This window comes from Allobosea sp. OK403, assembly GCF_900113835.1.
Lineage (GTDB): Bacteria > Pseudomonadota > Alphaproteobacteria > Rhizobiales > Beijerinckiaceae > Allobosea.
Genome location: NZ_FOQV01000002.1, coordinates 369,542 through 382,752, shown reverse-complemented (window position 1 = coordinate 382,752; position 13,211 = coordinate 369,542). Strand labels below are relative to the sequence as shown.

At 65.2% G+C, this 13,211-nt stretch carries 18 protein-coding genes; 9 read left to right on the top strand and 9 right to left on the bottom strand.

Translation table 11 applies throughout. The annotated features are described in order from the left end of the window. The first annotated feature begins 69 nt into the window (after positions 1-69). Positions 70-399, top strand: a complete 330-nt coding sequence (locus BMZ97_RS07735) for a hypothetical protein (RefSeq protein WP_092167257.1) — start codon at positions 70-72, stop codon at positions 397-399. Positions 400-477: 78 nt separating this feature from the next. Here BMZ97_RS07735 and BMZ97_RS07730 read toward each other — a convergent pair whose 3' ends face one another. Beyond that, a complete protein-coding gene (locus BMZ97_RS07730) occupies positions 478-870 on the bottom strand; it encodes a RidA family protein (protein WP_092167255.1) in 393 nt (130 codons plus the stop codon). A 126-nt stretch (positions 871-996) separates the two neighbouring features. On the opposite strand from BMZ97_RS07730, the gene BMZ97_RS07725 reads away from it, so the two are divergent. Continuing rightward, on the top strand, positions 997-2,013 hold the full coding sequence (locus tag BMZ97_RS07725) for an NADP-dependent oxidoreductase (RefSeq protein WP_092167254.1): 1,017 nt from the start codon (positions 997-999) through the stop codon (positions 2,011-2,013). A 33-nt stretch (positions 2,014-2,046) separates the two neighbouring features. Here the strand turns inward: BMZ97_RS07725 and BMZ97_RS07720 are convergent, their stop codons facing one another. Then, entirely contained in the window at positions 2,047-2,466 is a 420-nt protein-coding gene (locus BMZ97_RS07720; RefSeq protein ID WP_092167252.1) for a type II toxin-antitoxin system VapC family toxin, read from the bottom strand. Continuing rightward, entirely contained in the window at positions 2,463-2,702 is a 240-nt protein-coding gene (locus tag BMZ97_RS07715) for a FitA-like ribbon-helix-helix domain-containing protein (RefSeq protein ID WP_092168737.1), read from the bottom strand. Before BMZ97_RS07715 ends, BMZ97_RS07720 begins: the two co-directional genes overlap by 4 nt. Positions 2,703-2,847: 145 nt before the next feature. On the opposite strand from BMZ97_RS07715, the gene lgt reads away from it, so the two are divergent. The 5 genes from lgt (at position 2,848) to BMZ97_RS07690 (ending at position 6,782) form a co-directional block, all read left to right on the top strand. Next, entirely contained in the window at positions 2,848-3,708 is an 861-nt protein-coding gene (gene lgt / locus BMZ97_RS07710; protein WP_175525468.1) for a prolipoprotein diacylglyceryl transferase, read from the top strand. Further along, entirely contained in the window at positions 3,705-4,796 is a 1,092-nt protein-coding gene (locus BMZ97_RS07705) for a class I SAM-dependent methyltransferase (RefSeq protein WP_092167249.1), read from the top strand. The genes lgt and BMZ97_RS07705 overlap by 4 nt, the downstream gene beginning before the upstream one ends. A 32-nt stretch (positions 4,797-4,828) precedes the next feature. Further along, on the top strand, positions 4,829-5,593 hold the full coding sequence (gene pgeF, locus BMZ97_RS07700; protein ID WP_092167247.1) for a peptidoglycan editing factor PgeF: 765 nt from the start codon (positions 4,829-4,831) through the stop codon (positions 5,591-5,593). A gap of 118 nt (positions 5,594-5,711) precedes the next feature. Next, the gene (locus tag BMZ97_RS07695) at positions 5,712-5,981 is read left to right on the top strand and encodes a hypothetical protein (protein ID WP_348272100.1); all 270 of its coding nucleotides are present in this window, start codon (positions 5,712-5,714) and stop codon (positions 5,979-5,981) included. Between the two features lie 171 nt (positions 5,982-6,152). After that, positions 6,153-6,782 carry a 2-hydroxychromene-2-carboxylate isomerase gene (locus BMZ97_RS07690; protein ID WP_092167244.1) on the top strand — a complete coding sequence of 210 codons (630 nt, stop codon included), beginning with the start codon at positions 6,153-6,155 and terminating at the stop codon, positions 6,780-6,782. A 48-nt stretch (positions 6,783-6,830) separates the two neighbouring features. Here the strand turns inward: BMZ97_RS07690 and BMZ97_RS07685 are convergent, their stop codons facing one another. Next, positions 6,831-7,577 (bottom strand): SDR family oxidoreductase, encoded by a 747-nt coding sequence (locus BMZ97_RS07685; RefSeq protein ID WP_092168734.1) that lies wholly within the window; start codon positions 7,575-7,577, stop codon positions 6,831-6,833. Beyond that, positions 7,570-8,367 carry a glycosyltransferase family 2 protein gene (locus BMZ97_RS07680; RefSeq protein ID WP_092167243.1) on the bottom strand — a complete coding sequence of 266 codons (798 nt, stop codon included), beginning with the start codon at positions 8,365-8,367 and terminating at the stop codon, positions 7,570-7,572. The genes BMZ97_RS07685 and BMZ97_RS07680 overlap by 8 nt, the downstream gene beginning before the upstream one ends. Positions 8,368-8,742: 375 nt before the next feature. On the opposite strand from BMZ97_RS07680, the gene BMZ97_RS07675 reads away from it, so the two are divergent. Beyond that, the gene (locus tag BMZ97_RS07675; protein ID WP_092167241.1) at positions 8,743-9,417 is read left to right on the top strand and encodes an outer membrane protein; all 675 of its coding nucleotides are present in this window, start codon (positions 8,743-8,745) and stop codon (positions 9,415-9,417) included. A 168-nt stretch (positions 9,418-9,585) separates the two neighbouring features. Here BMZ97_RS07675 and BMZ97_RS07670 read toward each other — a convergent pair whose 3' ends face one another. From BMZ97_RS07670 to BMZ97_RS07655, 4 genes are read right to left on the bottom strand one after another with little or no spacing between them, the layout of a single operon-like run. Further along, positions 9,586-10,191 carry a glutathione S-transferase gene (locus BMZ97_RS07670; protein WP_092167240.1) on the bottom strand — a complete coding sequence of 202 codons (606 nt, stop codon included), beginning with the start codon at positions 10,189-10,191 and terminating at the stop codon, positions 9,586-9,588. 44 nt (positions 10,192-10,235) lie between these two features. Continuing rightward, on the bottom strand, positions 10,236-11,087 hold the full coding sequence (gene rlmJ / locus BMZ97_RS07665; RefSeq protein WP_092167238.1) for a 23S rRNA (adenine(2030)-N(6))-methyltransferase RlmJ: 852 nt from the start codon (positions 11,085-11,087) through the stop codon (positions 10,236-10,238). A 31-nt stretch (positions 11,088-11,118) separates the two neighbouring features. Beyond that, positions 11,119-11,790, bottom strand: coding sequence for a ribonuclease T2 family protein (locus tag BMZ97_RS07660; protein ID WP_092167236.1), 672 nt, complete (start codon positions 11,788-11,790; stop codon positions 11,119-11,121). Positions 11,791-11,807: 17 nt separating this feature from the next. Further along, complete coding sequence (locus BMZ97_RS07655; protein ID WP_092167235.1) at positions 11,808-12,269, bottom strand: hypothetical protein; 462 nt, start codon at positions 12,267-12,269, stop codon at positions 11,808-11,810. Between the two features lie 303 nt (positions 12,270-12,572). Here BMZ97_RS07655 and BMZ97_RS07650 point away from each other — a divergent pair, with 303 nt between their 5' ends. Beyond that, positions 12,573-13,208, top strand: coding sequence for a pyridoxamine 5'-phosphate oxidase family protein (locus tag BMZ97_RS07650; RefSeq protein ID WP_092168731.1), 636 nt, complete (start codon positions 12,573-12,575; stop codon positions 13,206-13,208). Positions 13,209-13,211: the final 3 nt, after the last annotated feature.

Genomic DNA, 13,211 nt, shown 5'->3' with positions numbered 1-13,211 from the left:
TCCGCCGTCATTGGCCGATATAAGGCCGGCTGGTTCGTCATTTTCGAGACAGAACGGAAAGCTCAATCGATGTGGCAAGATCTCAAGGCGCGGCTGGGTGGCCTGGTTCTCATCGCGCTCGGGCTGGGGCTGGGTTGGTACTTCGTGCTGGGGCCGCTTCAGGAAGCTCGGCAGGGCGCGCCGGAGGTGCGGTATTTCCTCAAGATCTTCGCGATCGTACCGCTCTGCCTCATTTGCGGACTGGGTTTCGTGCTGTTCGGCGAGAGGCTCAAATATGCCGACGCCTCGCGCCAGAATCTGACCGCGACCGGCTGGTTCATGTTCGTGCTTATCGCGGCTGTGACTGCGGCCGGCTTCTGGTGGTTCAAGGAGCAGTTCACGGCGCTCGGCTATCGCTGAGCTCTGCACGGGAGCGAGTGTCGCAATCCTGTGCCGTGCCGATCGGTCTCGAAGGCCGATGGTCTGGCTACGAGGCGCTCACACCGCGGCGACGCAGTCGATCTCGATGTCGAACGGCCCAAACCAGGCCGGCACGCAGAGAAAGATGCGGGCCGGCGGGTCCTTCGGGAAGTAGCGCGCATAGACCGCGTTCACAGCCGAGAACTGTTCGACGGAGGTGCAATAGACATTGCATTTCAGCACATTCTCCAGCGACGAACCGGCTGTTTCGAGGCAGAGTTTCATCTGCTCCAACACGATCTCGGTCTGGCGTTCGATCGAGGCCTGGACGATCTCTCCGGTCGCCGGATCGAAGGGCGGGATGCCCGAGAGATAGAGCGTGTCGCCATGGCGGACCAGCGTCGAGACCGGAACCTTCAGGCGCTCGCCCCAGCTCGAGAAGGGTTCGACGCGGATGACTTCTCGTTTCATGGGGCGGCTCCGATGTCGTGTTCCGGGGTGTCTTGCATTCCGGCGGTGTTGTGCCGAGCTTAATGGAAAGCGGCGTCGTTGCGACGCCGAACGCTACGGCCTGCGCCGAAGGATGGGAGATCGATCATGACTGCAGAGGACAATCGGGGCATCGTTCTCGCCTCCCGCCCCACCGGCCGGCCGACGCCCGGCAATTTCAGGCTTGAGACCGTCGTTTGCCCGAGCCCGGCCGAGGGGCAGGTGCTGCTGAAGATCCTCTATCTCTCGCTCGACCCCTATATGCGCGGGCGGATGAGCGCGGCGAAATCCTATGCCGCGCCGGTCGAGATCGGCCAGGTGATGGAAGGCGGCACGGTGGCGGAGGTGCTGGAGAGCCGCCATCCCGGCTTCAAGCCTGGCGATATCGTGCTTTCCCATTCCGGCTGGCAGTCCCATGCGGTGGCCAACGGAGCGCAGCTGCGCAAGCTCGATCCCGCTGTGGCGCCCGTCACGACGGCGCTGGGCGTGCTCGGCATGCCAGGGTTCACCGCCTATGCCGGCCTGTTGACGATCGGCCAGCCCAAGCCGGGCGAGACCGTCGTCGTGGCGGCAGCGAGCGGGCCGGTCGGCTCGGCCGTCGGCCAGATCGCCCGGATCAAGGGCGCGCGCGCCGTGGGCATCGCCGGCGGTGAGAGGAAATGCGCCTTCATCCGCGAGACCTTCGGCTTCGATGCCGTCATCGATCACAGCGCTCCCGATTTCGCGGCGCAACTGGCGGCGGCCTGTCCCGGTGGCATCGACGTCTATTTCGAGAATGTCGGCGGCAAGGTCTGGGACGCTGTCTTCCCGCTCTTGAATACCTTTGCCCGGATCCCGGTCTGCGGCCTCGTCGCCCAGTACAACAGCGAGGGCGATTTCGAGGGGCCCGACCGGCTGCCAGTCGTCATGCGCCAGGTGCTGTCGAAAAGCCTGACGATCCGCGGCTTCATCCAGCGCGAATTCGTCGCGCAGCGCCCGGCCTTCGAACAGGAGATGCCGCGCTGGATCGCGGAAGGTGCGCTGAAATACAAGGAGGACATCGTCGAGGGGCTGGCCAATGCGCCCGAAGCCTTCATCGGCTTGTTGGAGGGCAAGAACTTCGGCAAGCTGATCATCAAGATTTGAGAGCCGTCAGACGAGACATCTCTCAAACGCCCCTTATATCGTCCACGGATTGATTATGGGCACGCCCGCCGCCTCGAACGGGCTCGTGTCACGCGTCGCGACGGTCAGTCGGTTGGCCACTGCGATCGACGCGATGTAGCCGTCGACGGTGGCGATCGCCTTGCCGTCGGCGCGCGCTTTTGCGCGTAGGAATGCGTAGGCGCTTGCGGCTGCGATGTCGAAAGCCAGAATGCGGCCCTCGAACAGAGGCAATACGTCCCGCTCCAGCCGTGTCTGAAGCTGGCTCCTGCGCCGCCCATCGGGAAGCGCAGCGATCCCGAACAGAAGCTCCGCGAGCCCGATTGTCGACAGGCAGAGCGTCTCGATGGCCTGCGCATCGAGCCAGCGCAGTACGGCCGGGTCGGGGTTTGCCTTGAGCGGCTCGGAGACGACGTTGGTGTCGAGCAAAATCATTCGAAGCGCATCGGCTCGGAGGTCGCTTTATCGCGGACGATGCCAAGCTCGACCCCGCCGCTCGCCTGGCCGATCTCGGCGAGAAGCGAACCGAGCCGAACGCTCGTCTCGGGCTTTACGGTGGCATCGAGAATCGCGCGAATCTCGGCTTCCGTACTCCGGCCGTGACGAGCCGCCCGCAGTTTCAGCGCACGGTGGGTTTCCGCCGAGAGCTGGCGAACGGTGACGGATGGCATTGTCGGCATCCTTTCCGATGATATCAATGCTATCACTGTATCATCAATGATTGTGGTGTCGATCTCGCTATCCTGAGGGCAGCCCCTTGACCCTGCCTCATTCAGATGGCCATCAACATCCGCCCGTTCACCGGACCCTTTGCCCATGCCCGTCTTCGCCATACCCTTTCCGGTGATCGACCCGGTTGCGCTGTCGATCGGCCCGCTTACGGTGAAATGGTACGGGCTTGCCTATGTTGCGGGCCTGCTCGGCGGCTGGTGGTACTCGCGCCGGCTGGTCTCGGCCGATCCGCTCTGGGCCGGGCGGTCGCGGCCGAAGGCCGAAGAGCTCGACGACATGATATTATTCGTGGCGCTGGGCGTCGTGCTCGGCGGACGAATCGGCTTCGTGCTGTTCTATGATCTGCAGCGCTATCTCGCTCGCCCGCAGGACATCATCGCGATCTGGCAGGGCGGCATGTCTTTCCATGGCGGGCTGCTTGGGGCGGCGACCGGCCTGTGGCTGTTTGCAAAGCGGCGCGGCTATCCCGTGCTGGCAATGTTCGACCTCGCCTCCGCTGTCGTGCCGATCGGCTTGTTCCTCGGCCGCATCGCCAATTTCATCAATGCCGAACTCTGGGGCCGGCCGGCGCCGGGGCTGCCCTGGGGCATGGTCTTCCCCAATGCCGGGCCGTTGCCGCGCCATCCGAGCCAGCTCTACGAGGCTTTTGGCGAGGGCCTGCTGCTGTTTGTCCTGCTTGCGCTCGTCGTGCGCCTCGGCGGCTTCAAGCGGCCGGGGCTGGTCGCCGGCGTCTTCGGCATGGGCTATGCGGTCGCGCGTATCGTCTGCGAGTTCTTCCGCGAGCCCGATCCGCAGCTCGGCTTCCTGTTCGGCGGCAATGTCGACGCGCTGAGCGGCGGCGTCACCATGGGTATGCTGCTCTCGCTGCCGCTCTTTCTCGCCGGGCTCGTGCTGGTGCTGCGGGCGAGGCGCGCCCATCAGATGTCATCCGGCGCCAGCGCGTGAGCGCGCTCAAGGCCGAGCTTACCGGCCTGATCCGCGAGGAGGGGCCGATCAGCGTCTCGCGCTACATGGCGCTCTGCCTCGGCCATCCCAGCCATGGCTACTACATGAAGCGCGATCCCTTCGGCGCGCAGGGGGATTTCACCACTGCGCCCGAGATCAGCCAGATGTTCGGGGAGCTGATCGGGCTCTGGGCCGCGCATGCCTGGCAGGCGATGGGTGCGCCGGCCTCGCTGCGCTTGATCGAGCTCGGGCCCGGGCGCGGCACGCTGTTGGCCGATGTCCTGCGTGCGACGAAAATCGTGCCCGGCTTTCGCGAGGCCGTCTCGGTGCATCTCGTCGAGACCAGCCCAGCGCTGCGCGAGGTGCAGGCGCGGACGCTGGCGGGGCAGACCGAACCCGTCTGGCATGACGGCATCGCGACGGCGCTGGACGGCCCGGTGCTCGTCCTCGCCAATGAATTCCTCGACGCGCTGCCGCTCGACCAGTTCGTGATGACGCCGCAGGGCTGGCGTGAACGTCTGGTCGGGCTCGATGCGGCGGGCGAGCTGAGCTTTGGTCTGGCCGCGATCGACGCCGGGCTGTCGCTGGCTGCGCCAGAGGGGGCGCTTCTCGAGCAGCCGCTTGCGGCGCTCGATATCGTCGCAGTGCTAGCCCGTCACCTTGCCGAGGCTGGCGGAGTGGCGCTGCTGATCGATTATGGCTCGGCCCGGCCCGGCTTTGGCGACACGCTCCAGGCGATGAAGAGCCACGCTTTCACACCGCCGCTCGGGGAGCCGGGTGAGGCCGATCTCACCGTCCATGTCGATTTCGCGCGTATGGCGCAGGCCGGCCTCTCGTCCGGCGCGGCGGCGCATGGTCCTGCAACGCAGCGTGATTTCCTGCTGGCGCTGGGCTTGGGCGTGCGCGCGCAGGCGCTGTCGCACAAGGCCAGTCGCGACCAGGGGGCCGCGATCTCTGCCGCCTTCGACCGTCTGACCGAACAGGGCGCGACCGGCATGGGCGAATTATTCAAGGTTTTGGCGCTATCGCATCGGAACCTGCCGGCGCTGCCCGGATTTGACCTTCATCGGCTGCCAGAGCAGGTCTGAATCCGTCTCTAGCAGATGAAACCGGACAAGCGATGTTCATCACTTCCCCCGATCTCGCCAATGAACCCGGCATCCGCCACGCCTTCTTCACCCGCGAGGGCGGCGTTTCGACCGGGATCTTTGCGTCGCTCAATGGCGGCATGGGTTCATCCGACGAAGCTGCGGCGATTGCCGAGAATCGGGCACGCATGGCGGCCCATCTCAAGGTTGCGCCCGATCATCTGATCAGCCTCTACCAGGTGCATTCGGCTGATGTGGAGGTCGTCACTGGTCCCTGGCCGGGCGACCGGCCCAAGGCCGACGCGATGGTGAGCACGGCCCATGGCGTCGCGCTCGGCGTGTCGAGCGCCGATTGCGGGCCGATCCTCTTCGCCGATAGCGAGGCACGGGTCATCGGCGCGGCGCATTCCGGCTGGAAAGGCGCCTTCACCGGCGTTATTGCCGCGACGGTGACGGCGATGGAGAAACTCGGAGCAAGGCGCGAGCGCATCCTCGCCGTGCTCGGCCCGACGATCAGCGCTCAGGCCTATGAGGTCGGCCCTGAATTCGTCGAGCGCTTCAAGGCCGCGAATCCGACCTATGCACGCTTCTTCGCGGCCTCCGAGCGGCCAGCCCACGCCATGTTCGATCTGCCCGCCTTCATTGGACTTCGGGCGCAGGAAGCCGGCATCGGCCGATTCGTCGATCTGGGTCTTTGCACCTATGGCGATGAGCAGCGCTTCTTCAGCTATCGCCGCACAACTCACCGCGCCGAGCAGGATTATGGCCGGTTGATCTCGGCGATCACGTTGGATTGAGCGGTAAAGGCGAGTTTTTTTCCTTCATTCGATCGGGAGTTGCATCGATCCGCTGACGGAGTCATCGTTCCTGCGCCACATGGGGTGGCCTCTTGGGGGGAACATGGAACAGATCTTGATGAACCTCGTCGCCGGTGCCATCGGCGGAAACGCGGCGGGCAAGGCCACTCCGACCTTCGATCTCGGTACATTGGGCAATACCATCTCGGGCCTTGTCGGCGGCGGCGTTCTCGGCCAGCTCATCCCGCTCGTCCTGCCGGCGCTCTCCACGGCGATGCAAGGCGGCAACTTTAGCGTGGGCAGCATCCTCACGAACCTGATCGGCGGCGGCGCCGGCGGCGCCATCCTGACCGCCATCATCGGTGCGGTGAAGAACAAGGCGGCCTGAGCCTGAGCCCGGGCCTGCGGCGGCCAGTCTGGTCGGCTGCCGTTTGAAGGATCCGAGGCTGATTTTGTCGCGCGATAACGCAACAAGGGCGCGCTCCTGGATTGGGTGCGCCCTTGTTTCGTCGTGCCGAAGGATCGTAGCTTCGGTTGCCTCCAACGAGTTGAAGCCAGCATGCCCCGCTCCATCGACTATTATTTCACGCTGCTCTCGCCCTGGACCTATCTCGGTCACTCCGCTTTCGTCGCGATGGCGCGGCGGCATGGCTGCGAGATCGTGTACAGGCCGACGCCGCTGCGTATGGTCTTCGACGAGACCGGCGGCCTGCCCTTGCCGAAGCGTCATCCGGTGCGCCAGCGCTATCGCATCCTCGAACTCCAGCGCTGGCGCGAGAAGCGCGGCCTGCCGCTGGTGCTTTACCCCAAGCATTTCCCGTTCGATGTCTCGCTGGCGGACCGGGCGGTGATCGCGATTCGCGAGGCCGGCGGCGATCCGTCCGGTTTCGTCGGTGAGGTGCTCGCCGGCGTCTGGGCACGGGACGAGGATCTGTCGCGGCGGGATTTGCTCTCCGGTATCGCCGATGCTGCGGGCTTCAACGGTGCCGCCTTGCTTGAGACCGCCGAGAGTGAGGCGGTGCTTCAGCTCTACGCGGCGACGATCAACAGCGCCATCACGGCCGGCGTGTTCGGCGCACCCAGCTATGTGCTGGATGGCGAGGTGTTTTGGGGGCAGGATCGGCTCGAATTGCTGGACGATGCCTTGAGCAGCCAGCGCGCGGCCTATCGCGACGACGCGCAAGTCTGACCGACGCGCAAGTCTGACGCCGGGTCGACACCCGGCGCCGGTTCCCAATCAGCCGACGATATCGGGCGTACGCCAGCCGAGATGCTGGCCGGCGTCGACCGCGATCATCTGTCCGGTCACCGAGCGCGCCCGGGCGAGGTAGAGCACGGCCTCGGCGATCTCTGCCGCGTCGACCTTGTGCCGAAGCAGGGTTCCGGCGATCTCCGCTTCCATCAGCGCGGCGCCGTCATGCGAGTTGGGCAGGGTCGGACCGGGGCCGACGGCGTTGACGCGGATATGCGGCGCCAGCGCCTGCGCCATGGTCTGCGTCGCCGTCAGCAGTGCGGCTTTGCTCAGGGTGTAGGAGTAATATTGCGGCGTCAGTTTCCAGACACGCTGGTCGATGATGTTGATGATCGCGCCATCGGTCCCGGCAGGCAGGCGATTGGCCATCGCGCCGGCGAGCACCGAAGGCGCGCGCAGATTGATCGAGAACTGCCGGTTCCAGGTCGGCACGTCGATATTGCGGACATCGTCGAGCACGAAGCTCGATGCGTTGTTGACGAGCAGGGTGATCGGGCCGAGCACCGCCTCGACCGCTGGCAGGATCGCTTCGACGGCTACGGGATCGGCGAGATCGGCGGGAATCACGCAGGCCTGGACACCTTGCGCCACCAGGCTGGCGGCAAGCGCGTCCGCCTCCTCGCGTGCGCTGCTGCAATGGATCGCGACGGCGTAGCCAGCCTCCGCCAAGCGTTCGACGATGGCGCGGCCGATCCGCTTGGCGCCCCCCGTGATCAGCGCGACCTCAGCCATCGCGGCCATCCGCAGGTTTTGCTGAGGCGCGACGTTGCAGCCGCCGCTCCCAATGCTTGGCGACGCGGAGATAGCGATAGAAGGCGTAGTTCATCGCCGTCATGAAGCCGTAGACGCCGCGCAGTGCATGGCGCCGGCCGATATAGGCCTTGATGAAGTTGGCGGGGAATTCGGCGACGAGCCGGAACACGGACAAGGTCGCGTTGCGCCGGTCGAGATCGTCGGCCTGCGCGTCGCTATAGCCGTTGAGCTTGTCCATCTGCTCGCCGAGCGACCGGACGGAGTAGTGATGCACCGTGCCCTTCAGTCGCGCGACGCGGGCATCGGGCGCAAGATCGACGCGGTCATGGACCGGGGAGGGCGAATAGCGGCCCTTCGCCTTGCGGTAGAGCCGCACCGGCGAGAGTGCGTAAGCGAAGCGATGCGGCGCGGGCTCGCCGGGGAAGATCTCCGCGATGCGCAGCTTATAGGCGTCGGCGGCCGGCTGGCCCTGGCTGAAAAGCTCCGTGATCTCGGTCGCGAGATCGGTCGGCACGACTTCGTCGGCATCGAGATTGAGCAGCCAATCATGGCGGCAGAGATCCTCGGCGAAGCGCTTCTGCGGGCCGTAACCCGGCCAGGGATTGAAGACGACGCGCGCGCCAAGGCTCTCCGCGATGGCCTGGGTGCCGTCCGTCGAGCCGGAATCGACCACGAGGATGTCGTCGCTCAGCGCGCGAACCGCCTCAATTGTCCGTGCGATGCGATCGGCCTCGTCGCGCGTGATGATGAAAATCGAAAGAGGCGGCACCCGCGGTATCTCATTCTGTGATTGGTCGTTTCCGGCTTAAGCACGCGTCGCCGATACCGGCAAGCGGGTCGATGAGACCCCCGCGTCAGGAGCAGTGGAACCTTACGACAAGGTCCGCGTTATGCGTTTGGACGGGTAGGGCGTTTCAAAAGTGTATTAGTATTCAATTTACTATTCAGCGTGCTTTAACAGTGATTAATCTGGATTAATGCTTTTGCCGTAGTCATCCCCATTCGTGCCGCATTTCTGCCGCGGTCTGCAGGCCTGATGTGCTTCTGACGCAACAGACAAAGGCGCGGCGTCGTCTTATATACGGTTCATCGAATTCACCCGCCGCGCCTCAAGCCGGCACTAGCGACGACTAAGGAGTATACCATGAAGAAATATCTGCTTTCGAGCGTCGCGGCTCTGGGCCTCGTCGCCGCCGGCGCCGCCTCCGCCGCTGACCTGCCGTCCCGCAAGGGCCCGGTCGTCGCCCCGATCTATGCCCCGATCTTCACCTGGACCGGCTTCTACGTCGGTGTGAACGCCGGCTACGGCTTCGGCAACTATGACGTCAAGGGCGCCGCCACCAACACGCTCGGCGATCCCGATGGCTTCATCGGCGGTGGTCAGATCGGCTACAACTACCAGATCGGCCAGATCGTTCTCGGCCTCGAGACCGACCTGCAGTACTCGGACATGAAGTCCAGCCGCGTGAACACCGTCGGCGGCACCAACAAGGGCGAGCTCGAGTACTTCGGTACCGTCCGCGGCCGCGTCGGCTATGCCTTCGACCGGTTCCTGCCCTACGTCACCGGCGGTTTCGCCTATGGCCAGAACAAGATCACGGTCACGGGTCTCGGCCTCACCACCTCCGACGACGCCACGCATTACGGCTACACCGTCGGCGCTGGTCTCGAGTACGCCTTCACCAACAACCTGACCGCCAAGGTCGAGTATCTCTACACGGATCTCGGCGAGAAGCGTTACTTCACCAACGCTGGCGTCGGCACCAAGGTCAGCAACGACTTCTCGGTCGTCCGCGCCGGCCTGAACTACAAGTTCTAGTCTTCAATCCCCTCACGGGGCTTGATGAACCCGGTGGCTTCGGCCACCGGGTTTTTTGTTGTCTGGAGCCATGTTGAATCGCGAGCCCTCATCCTGAGGCGCCGCTTCGCGGCTCCTCAGGATGAGGTTGGAGGCTGAGGGCTCTGCGCAGCCGCGCAGGAAAGCAATTCAGCCCTTGAAGCGGGTCGCCTCGAAGGCCGGCACCTTTGCCGCGAAGGCATCGAGCCAGGCGACAAGCGCCGGATATTCGGCACGCCATGTCCCGGCGAAGCGCAGATCGAGATAGCCGAGCGCGCAGGCGAGCGCGATCTCGCCGATGCGGGGCCGGTCGGGATAGGCGGGAGGCGTGACCTCCAGGGCGATCAGCGCCCGCGAGACTTTGCCGGCCTGATTGGCGACCCAGGCCGCGTTGCGGCCTTCCTCGGGACGGAAGCGGGTCTCATAGACCTGCAGCAGCGCGGCATCGCAGATGCCGTCGGCCAGCGCCTGCAGGCGCAGTTGCGGGAATCGTGCCTCGCCGACCGGGATGATTTTGCCGCCGCCGGCGAGATGGTCGAGATAGTCGACGATGACGCGCGAATCGAAGAGCGTGGTGCCGTCCTCCAGCACGAGCGTCGGGATCTTGCCGAGCGGGTTCTGCTGGCGCAGCGGGTCGGCCGGGTCGTTGGTGTCGGCGGCGACGATCTCGATTGTGTCCATCAGGCCGAGTTCGAGCGCGGCGATCTTGACCTTGCGGCCGAAGGGAGAGGCGGGCGAGGAGCGCAAGGTCAGCATCAGTCGTATCCTGGTCGTGGGAGAAAGGCAGGCGAGGGGGAATGTCAGCCGTCCGGGCGGATCGGCTCGCAAAGGTAGCGCGGGCTCGGCCCCTGCGCGAGGCGCTCGGTCAGGACAGGCAGCAAAATCGCGGCCTCCTCCGCCAGCTTCCAGGGCGGATTGACGATGAGCAGGCCCGTCGCGCTTAGCCCGCCGGCAGCTTCGGGGCGATCGACATCGATCTCGAGGCGCAGCAGACGCCCGATCCCAGCCGCCAGGATGGCGCTGGTGAGATTGGCGACGGCGACGCGGTCCTTGACCGGATACCAGAGCGCATAAATCCCGTTGGGCCATTTGCGGTGAGCGGCGATGAACTCGGCCTCCAGCGTCGCGAATTCGTCCTTCTCCTCGAAGGGCGGGTCGATCAGCACGAGGCCGCGCCGTTCCTTCGGCGGCACATTGGCGCGTAGGACGTTCCAGCCGTCGATCGCCAGCGCCTTGCAGCGCGAATCGCGCCCGAGCACGGCGGCGAGCTTCTTATGCGTGTGCTCGTGCAGTTCAGCTGCGATCAGCCGGTCGTCGGCGCGCATGGCGTGGCGGCAAAGCCAGGGCGAACCGGGATAGGCGTTCGCGCCATAAAGCGCACGCGCGCCGGCAAGTGCATCGCGCCAGGGCTTCAGCAGCTCTTCGACGGCGGGCGACAGCGGCGAACGGTCGATCCGGGCGACGCCGTCCTTCCATTCATGGGTGCGCAGTGCTTCTTCCGAGCCGAGATCGTAACGGCCGGCTCCGGCATGGGTGTCGATGACGCGATAGGGCGTGTCCTTGGCGTTCAGATGCGCCAGGATGCGCGTCAGCATGACATGCTTGAGGACGTCGGCGAAATTTCCGGCGTGGAAGCCGTGACGATAGTTCATCGCGCGCTCTTACGCGGCTTTTGCGCGTGTGTCAGCGCGGCGCAATGACGGTGATGTCGCGGGTGCGGCAGCCGGAGCGGTCGACCTCCTGGCAGGTCTGGAAATTGCGCAGATCCTTGCTGAAGCAGATGCGCACTTCCTGCAGCACGCCGCGCTTGCAGCCGACCGACATCATATCGGTGCGCAAGCCCGGATTGGCGGCCACAAAGGCGCGTTCGATGTCGAGCGCCGTCCAGCTCTGGTCGCTATCGGCTTTCGCCAAAGAAGGCGGGATCACAACCTTGTCGCGGGCGCGGCGGATGTCGGCGAAATAGTCGCTCGGGCTCGATCCCGAGCAGGTGCCGTGCTTGCGCCATTCATAACGGGCGAGGCTTTCGCTCGGGAACAGGCCTTGCGCCTGATCGAACACCATGCGCGACGGGGTGCGACCGGACGGGCCGCAATCGCTGGGGTAGCCGCGCTCATATTGCGGCCACAGGCCATGCACGACGAAGCGCAGATTGGCGCCGCTGGCGCATTGCTCGCGATTGCGGTCGCTGCCGCCGTCGAGTTCACAGAAACCTGGCGACCAGGACAGCGCCAGCACATAGAAATCGAAATCGCCGGGCTCGGCACCGCGGTTGTTGCGGCCTTGCGCCAGTGCCGGCAGGCCAGAAAGAATCAGGCCGGCGAGGAGCATGGCGATGAGGCGCAGCATGGTCATGGCGCGCGGTCGGCCGTTCAGGGCCGCGCCATCTTGCAGTCCGGCGCATAGGAGCGGTGCCGATCGAGCCCGCTAACACACCAGTTGACGTTCCAGGTGTAGCCGAACAGGCCGAGACTCTCGCGCACGGAGTAATCGACGCGGTGCAGGCTGCCATCGTTCAGCGCGACGCGGCCGGTGCAGAAGCGGCGCGGGATGAAGTCATCGCCCCAGGGCCTGAAGGCGACCGGCGCGATGCGGTCATAAGTCACGACCTGGAGCGGCCCCCAGAACTTGGCCTCGCGCGAGTTGAACCAGCTGCTGAGCTGGCCCAGCACGGCAGGGTCCTCGCAAGCCGGCAGGTTGCCGTACATCGGGATGACACGGTTCTCGGCGATGTCGGACGGCGCGACATAGCGGCGGCTCGATGCCTCGGCAGGCAGCGCAGCCGTCAGGCAAGCGAGAGAGAGCAGGGCGGTTCGCAGCAAAGTGCGGCGCATGGGAGCAAAGCCTCGTGCAGGTGGGCGAGATTATGGCACACGATGGCTGGCGGCGGAGTCGGGGTCAAGGCGCTCGCATGCGCGCTAGAGCAGGATACGAAGAAGTGGGAACCGGTTTTTCGTATCAATCCTGCTCTAACTCCTTGATGAGAGACGGATTCAGATTTCAGATTGGATCACTTTGTGATTCCATCTGAAATCATCCGGCTCTCGTGCTGCTGGGCATGCGCTGTTGCATTTCGATCCGGTCTGGTGCCGCTGGCTGGATCGTGGAAACGTCCGCAAATGCAGCTGGAGGGCAGAATGGCAGCGACCTTCGATGATCCCGCGACCCGGATCGATGATCCCGTCGAGTTGCGGAGCCATGTGGGAGCGGTTGCTCCGCTCGCCGAACGCAAGGTCTTGAATCATCTGGACCAGTTCTGCCGCGACTTCATCGCGCTCTCGCCCTTCCTGGTGCTGGCGAGCGCGGACGAGGCGGGGCGCGCCGACGCCAGCCCGCGCGGCGATGCGCCCGGTTTCGTCCGCGTGCTGGACGACAAGACCCTGCTCATCCCGGACCGGCGCGGCAACAACCGGGTCGACAGTTTCGGGAACATCCTGTCTGCGGCCGGCGTCGGCCTGATCTTCATGGTTCCGGGCATCAGCGAAACCCTGCGCGTCAACGGACCGGCGCGGGTGACGCGCGACCCGGCGCTGCTGGAGCCTTCGACGGTTCAGGAGCGGACGCCGACGATCGGCCTGCTGGTCGCGGTCGAGGAGGCGTTCTTCCATTGCGGGAAGGCGCTGATCCGCTCGAAGCTCTGGGATCCAGCCTCGCAGGTCGAGCGCGGCAGCTTCCCGACGCTTGGCCGCATCGTCGCGGAGCAGACGAAAGTGATCGGTGTCGCGGAGTTGGAGGCGACCCTGGAAGAGGGCTATCGCACCCGATTGTACTAACCG

What these genes read in the sequence shown, in the direction of transcription:
- BMZ97_RS07735 (WP_092167257.1), top strand. Translation starts at nt 70, where the DNA reads ATGTGGCAAGATCTCAAGGCGCGGCTGGGTGGCCTGGTTCTCATCGCG.
- BMZ97_RS07730 (WP_092167255.1), bottom strand. Translation starts at nt 870, where the DNA reads ATGAAACGAGAAGTCATCCGCGTCGAACCCTTCTCGAGCTGGGGCGAG.
- BMZ97_RS07725 (WP_092167254.1), top strand. Translation starts at nt 997, where the DNA reads ATGACTGCAGAGGACAATCGGGGCATCGTTCTCGCCTCCCGCCCCACC.
- BMZ97_RS07720 (WP_092167252.1), bottom strand. Translation starts at nt 2,466, where the DNA reads ATGATTTTGCTCGACACCAACGTCGTCTCCGAGCCGCTCAAGGCAAAC.
- BMZ97_RS07715 (WP_092168737.1), bottom strand. Translation starts at nt 2,702, where the DNA reads ATGCCATCCGTCACCGTTCGCCAGCTCTCGGCGGAAACCCACCGTGCG.
- lgt (WP_175525468.1), top strand. Translation starts at nt 2,848, where the DNA reads ATGCCCGTCTTCGCCATACCCTTTCCGGTGATCGACCCGGTTGCGCTG.
- pgeF (WP_092167247.1), top strand. Translation starts at nt 4,829, where the DNA reads ATGTTCATCACTTCCCCCGATCTCGCCAATGAACCCGGCATCCGCCAC.
- BMZ97_RS07695 (WP_348272100.1), top strand. Translation starts at nt 5,712, where the DNA reads ATGAACCTCGTCGCCGGTGCCATCGGCGGAAACGCGGCGGGCAAGGCC.
- BMZ97_RS07690 (WP_092167244.1), top strand. Translation starts at nt 6,153, where the DNA reads ATGCCCCGCTCCATCGACTATTATTTCACGCTGCTCTCGCCCTGGACC.
- BMZ97_RS07685 (WP_092168734.1), bottom strand. Translation starts at nt 7,577, where the DNA reads ATGGCTGAGGTCGCGCTGATCACGGGGGGCGCCAAGCGGATCGGCCGC.
- BMZ97_RS07675 (WP_092167241.1), top strand. Translation starts at nt 8,743, where the DNA reads ATGAAGAAATATCTGCTTTCGAGCGTCGCGGCTCTGGGCCTCGTCGCC.
- BMZ97_RS07670 (WP_092167240.1), bottom strand. Translation starts at nt 10,191, where the DNA reads ATGCTGACCTTGCGCTCCTCGCCCGCCTCTCCCTTCGGCCGCAAGGTC.
- rlmJ (WP_092167238.1), bottom strand. Translation starts at nt 11,087, where the DNA reads ATGAACTATCGTCACGGCTTCCACGCCGGAAATTTCGCCGACGTCCTC.
- BMZ97_RS07660 (WP_092167236.1), bottom strand. Translation starts at nt 11,790, where the DNA reads ATGACCATGCTGCGCCTCATCGCCATGCTCCTCGCCGGCCTGATTCTT.
- BMZ97_RS07655 (WP_092167235.1), bottom strand. Translation starts at nt 12,269, where the DNA reads ATGCGCCGCACTTTGCTGCGAACCGCCCTGCTCTCTCTCGCTTGCCTG.
- BMZ97_RS07650 (WP_092168731.1), top strand. Translation starts at nt 12,573, where the DNA reads ATGGCAGCGACCTTCGATGATCCCGCGACCCGGATCGATGATCCCGTC.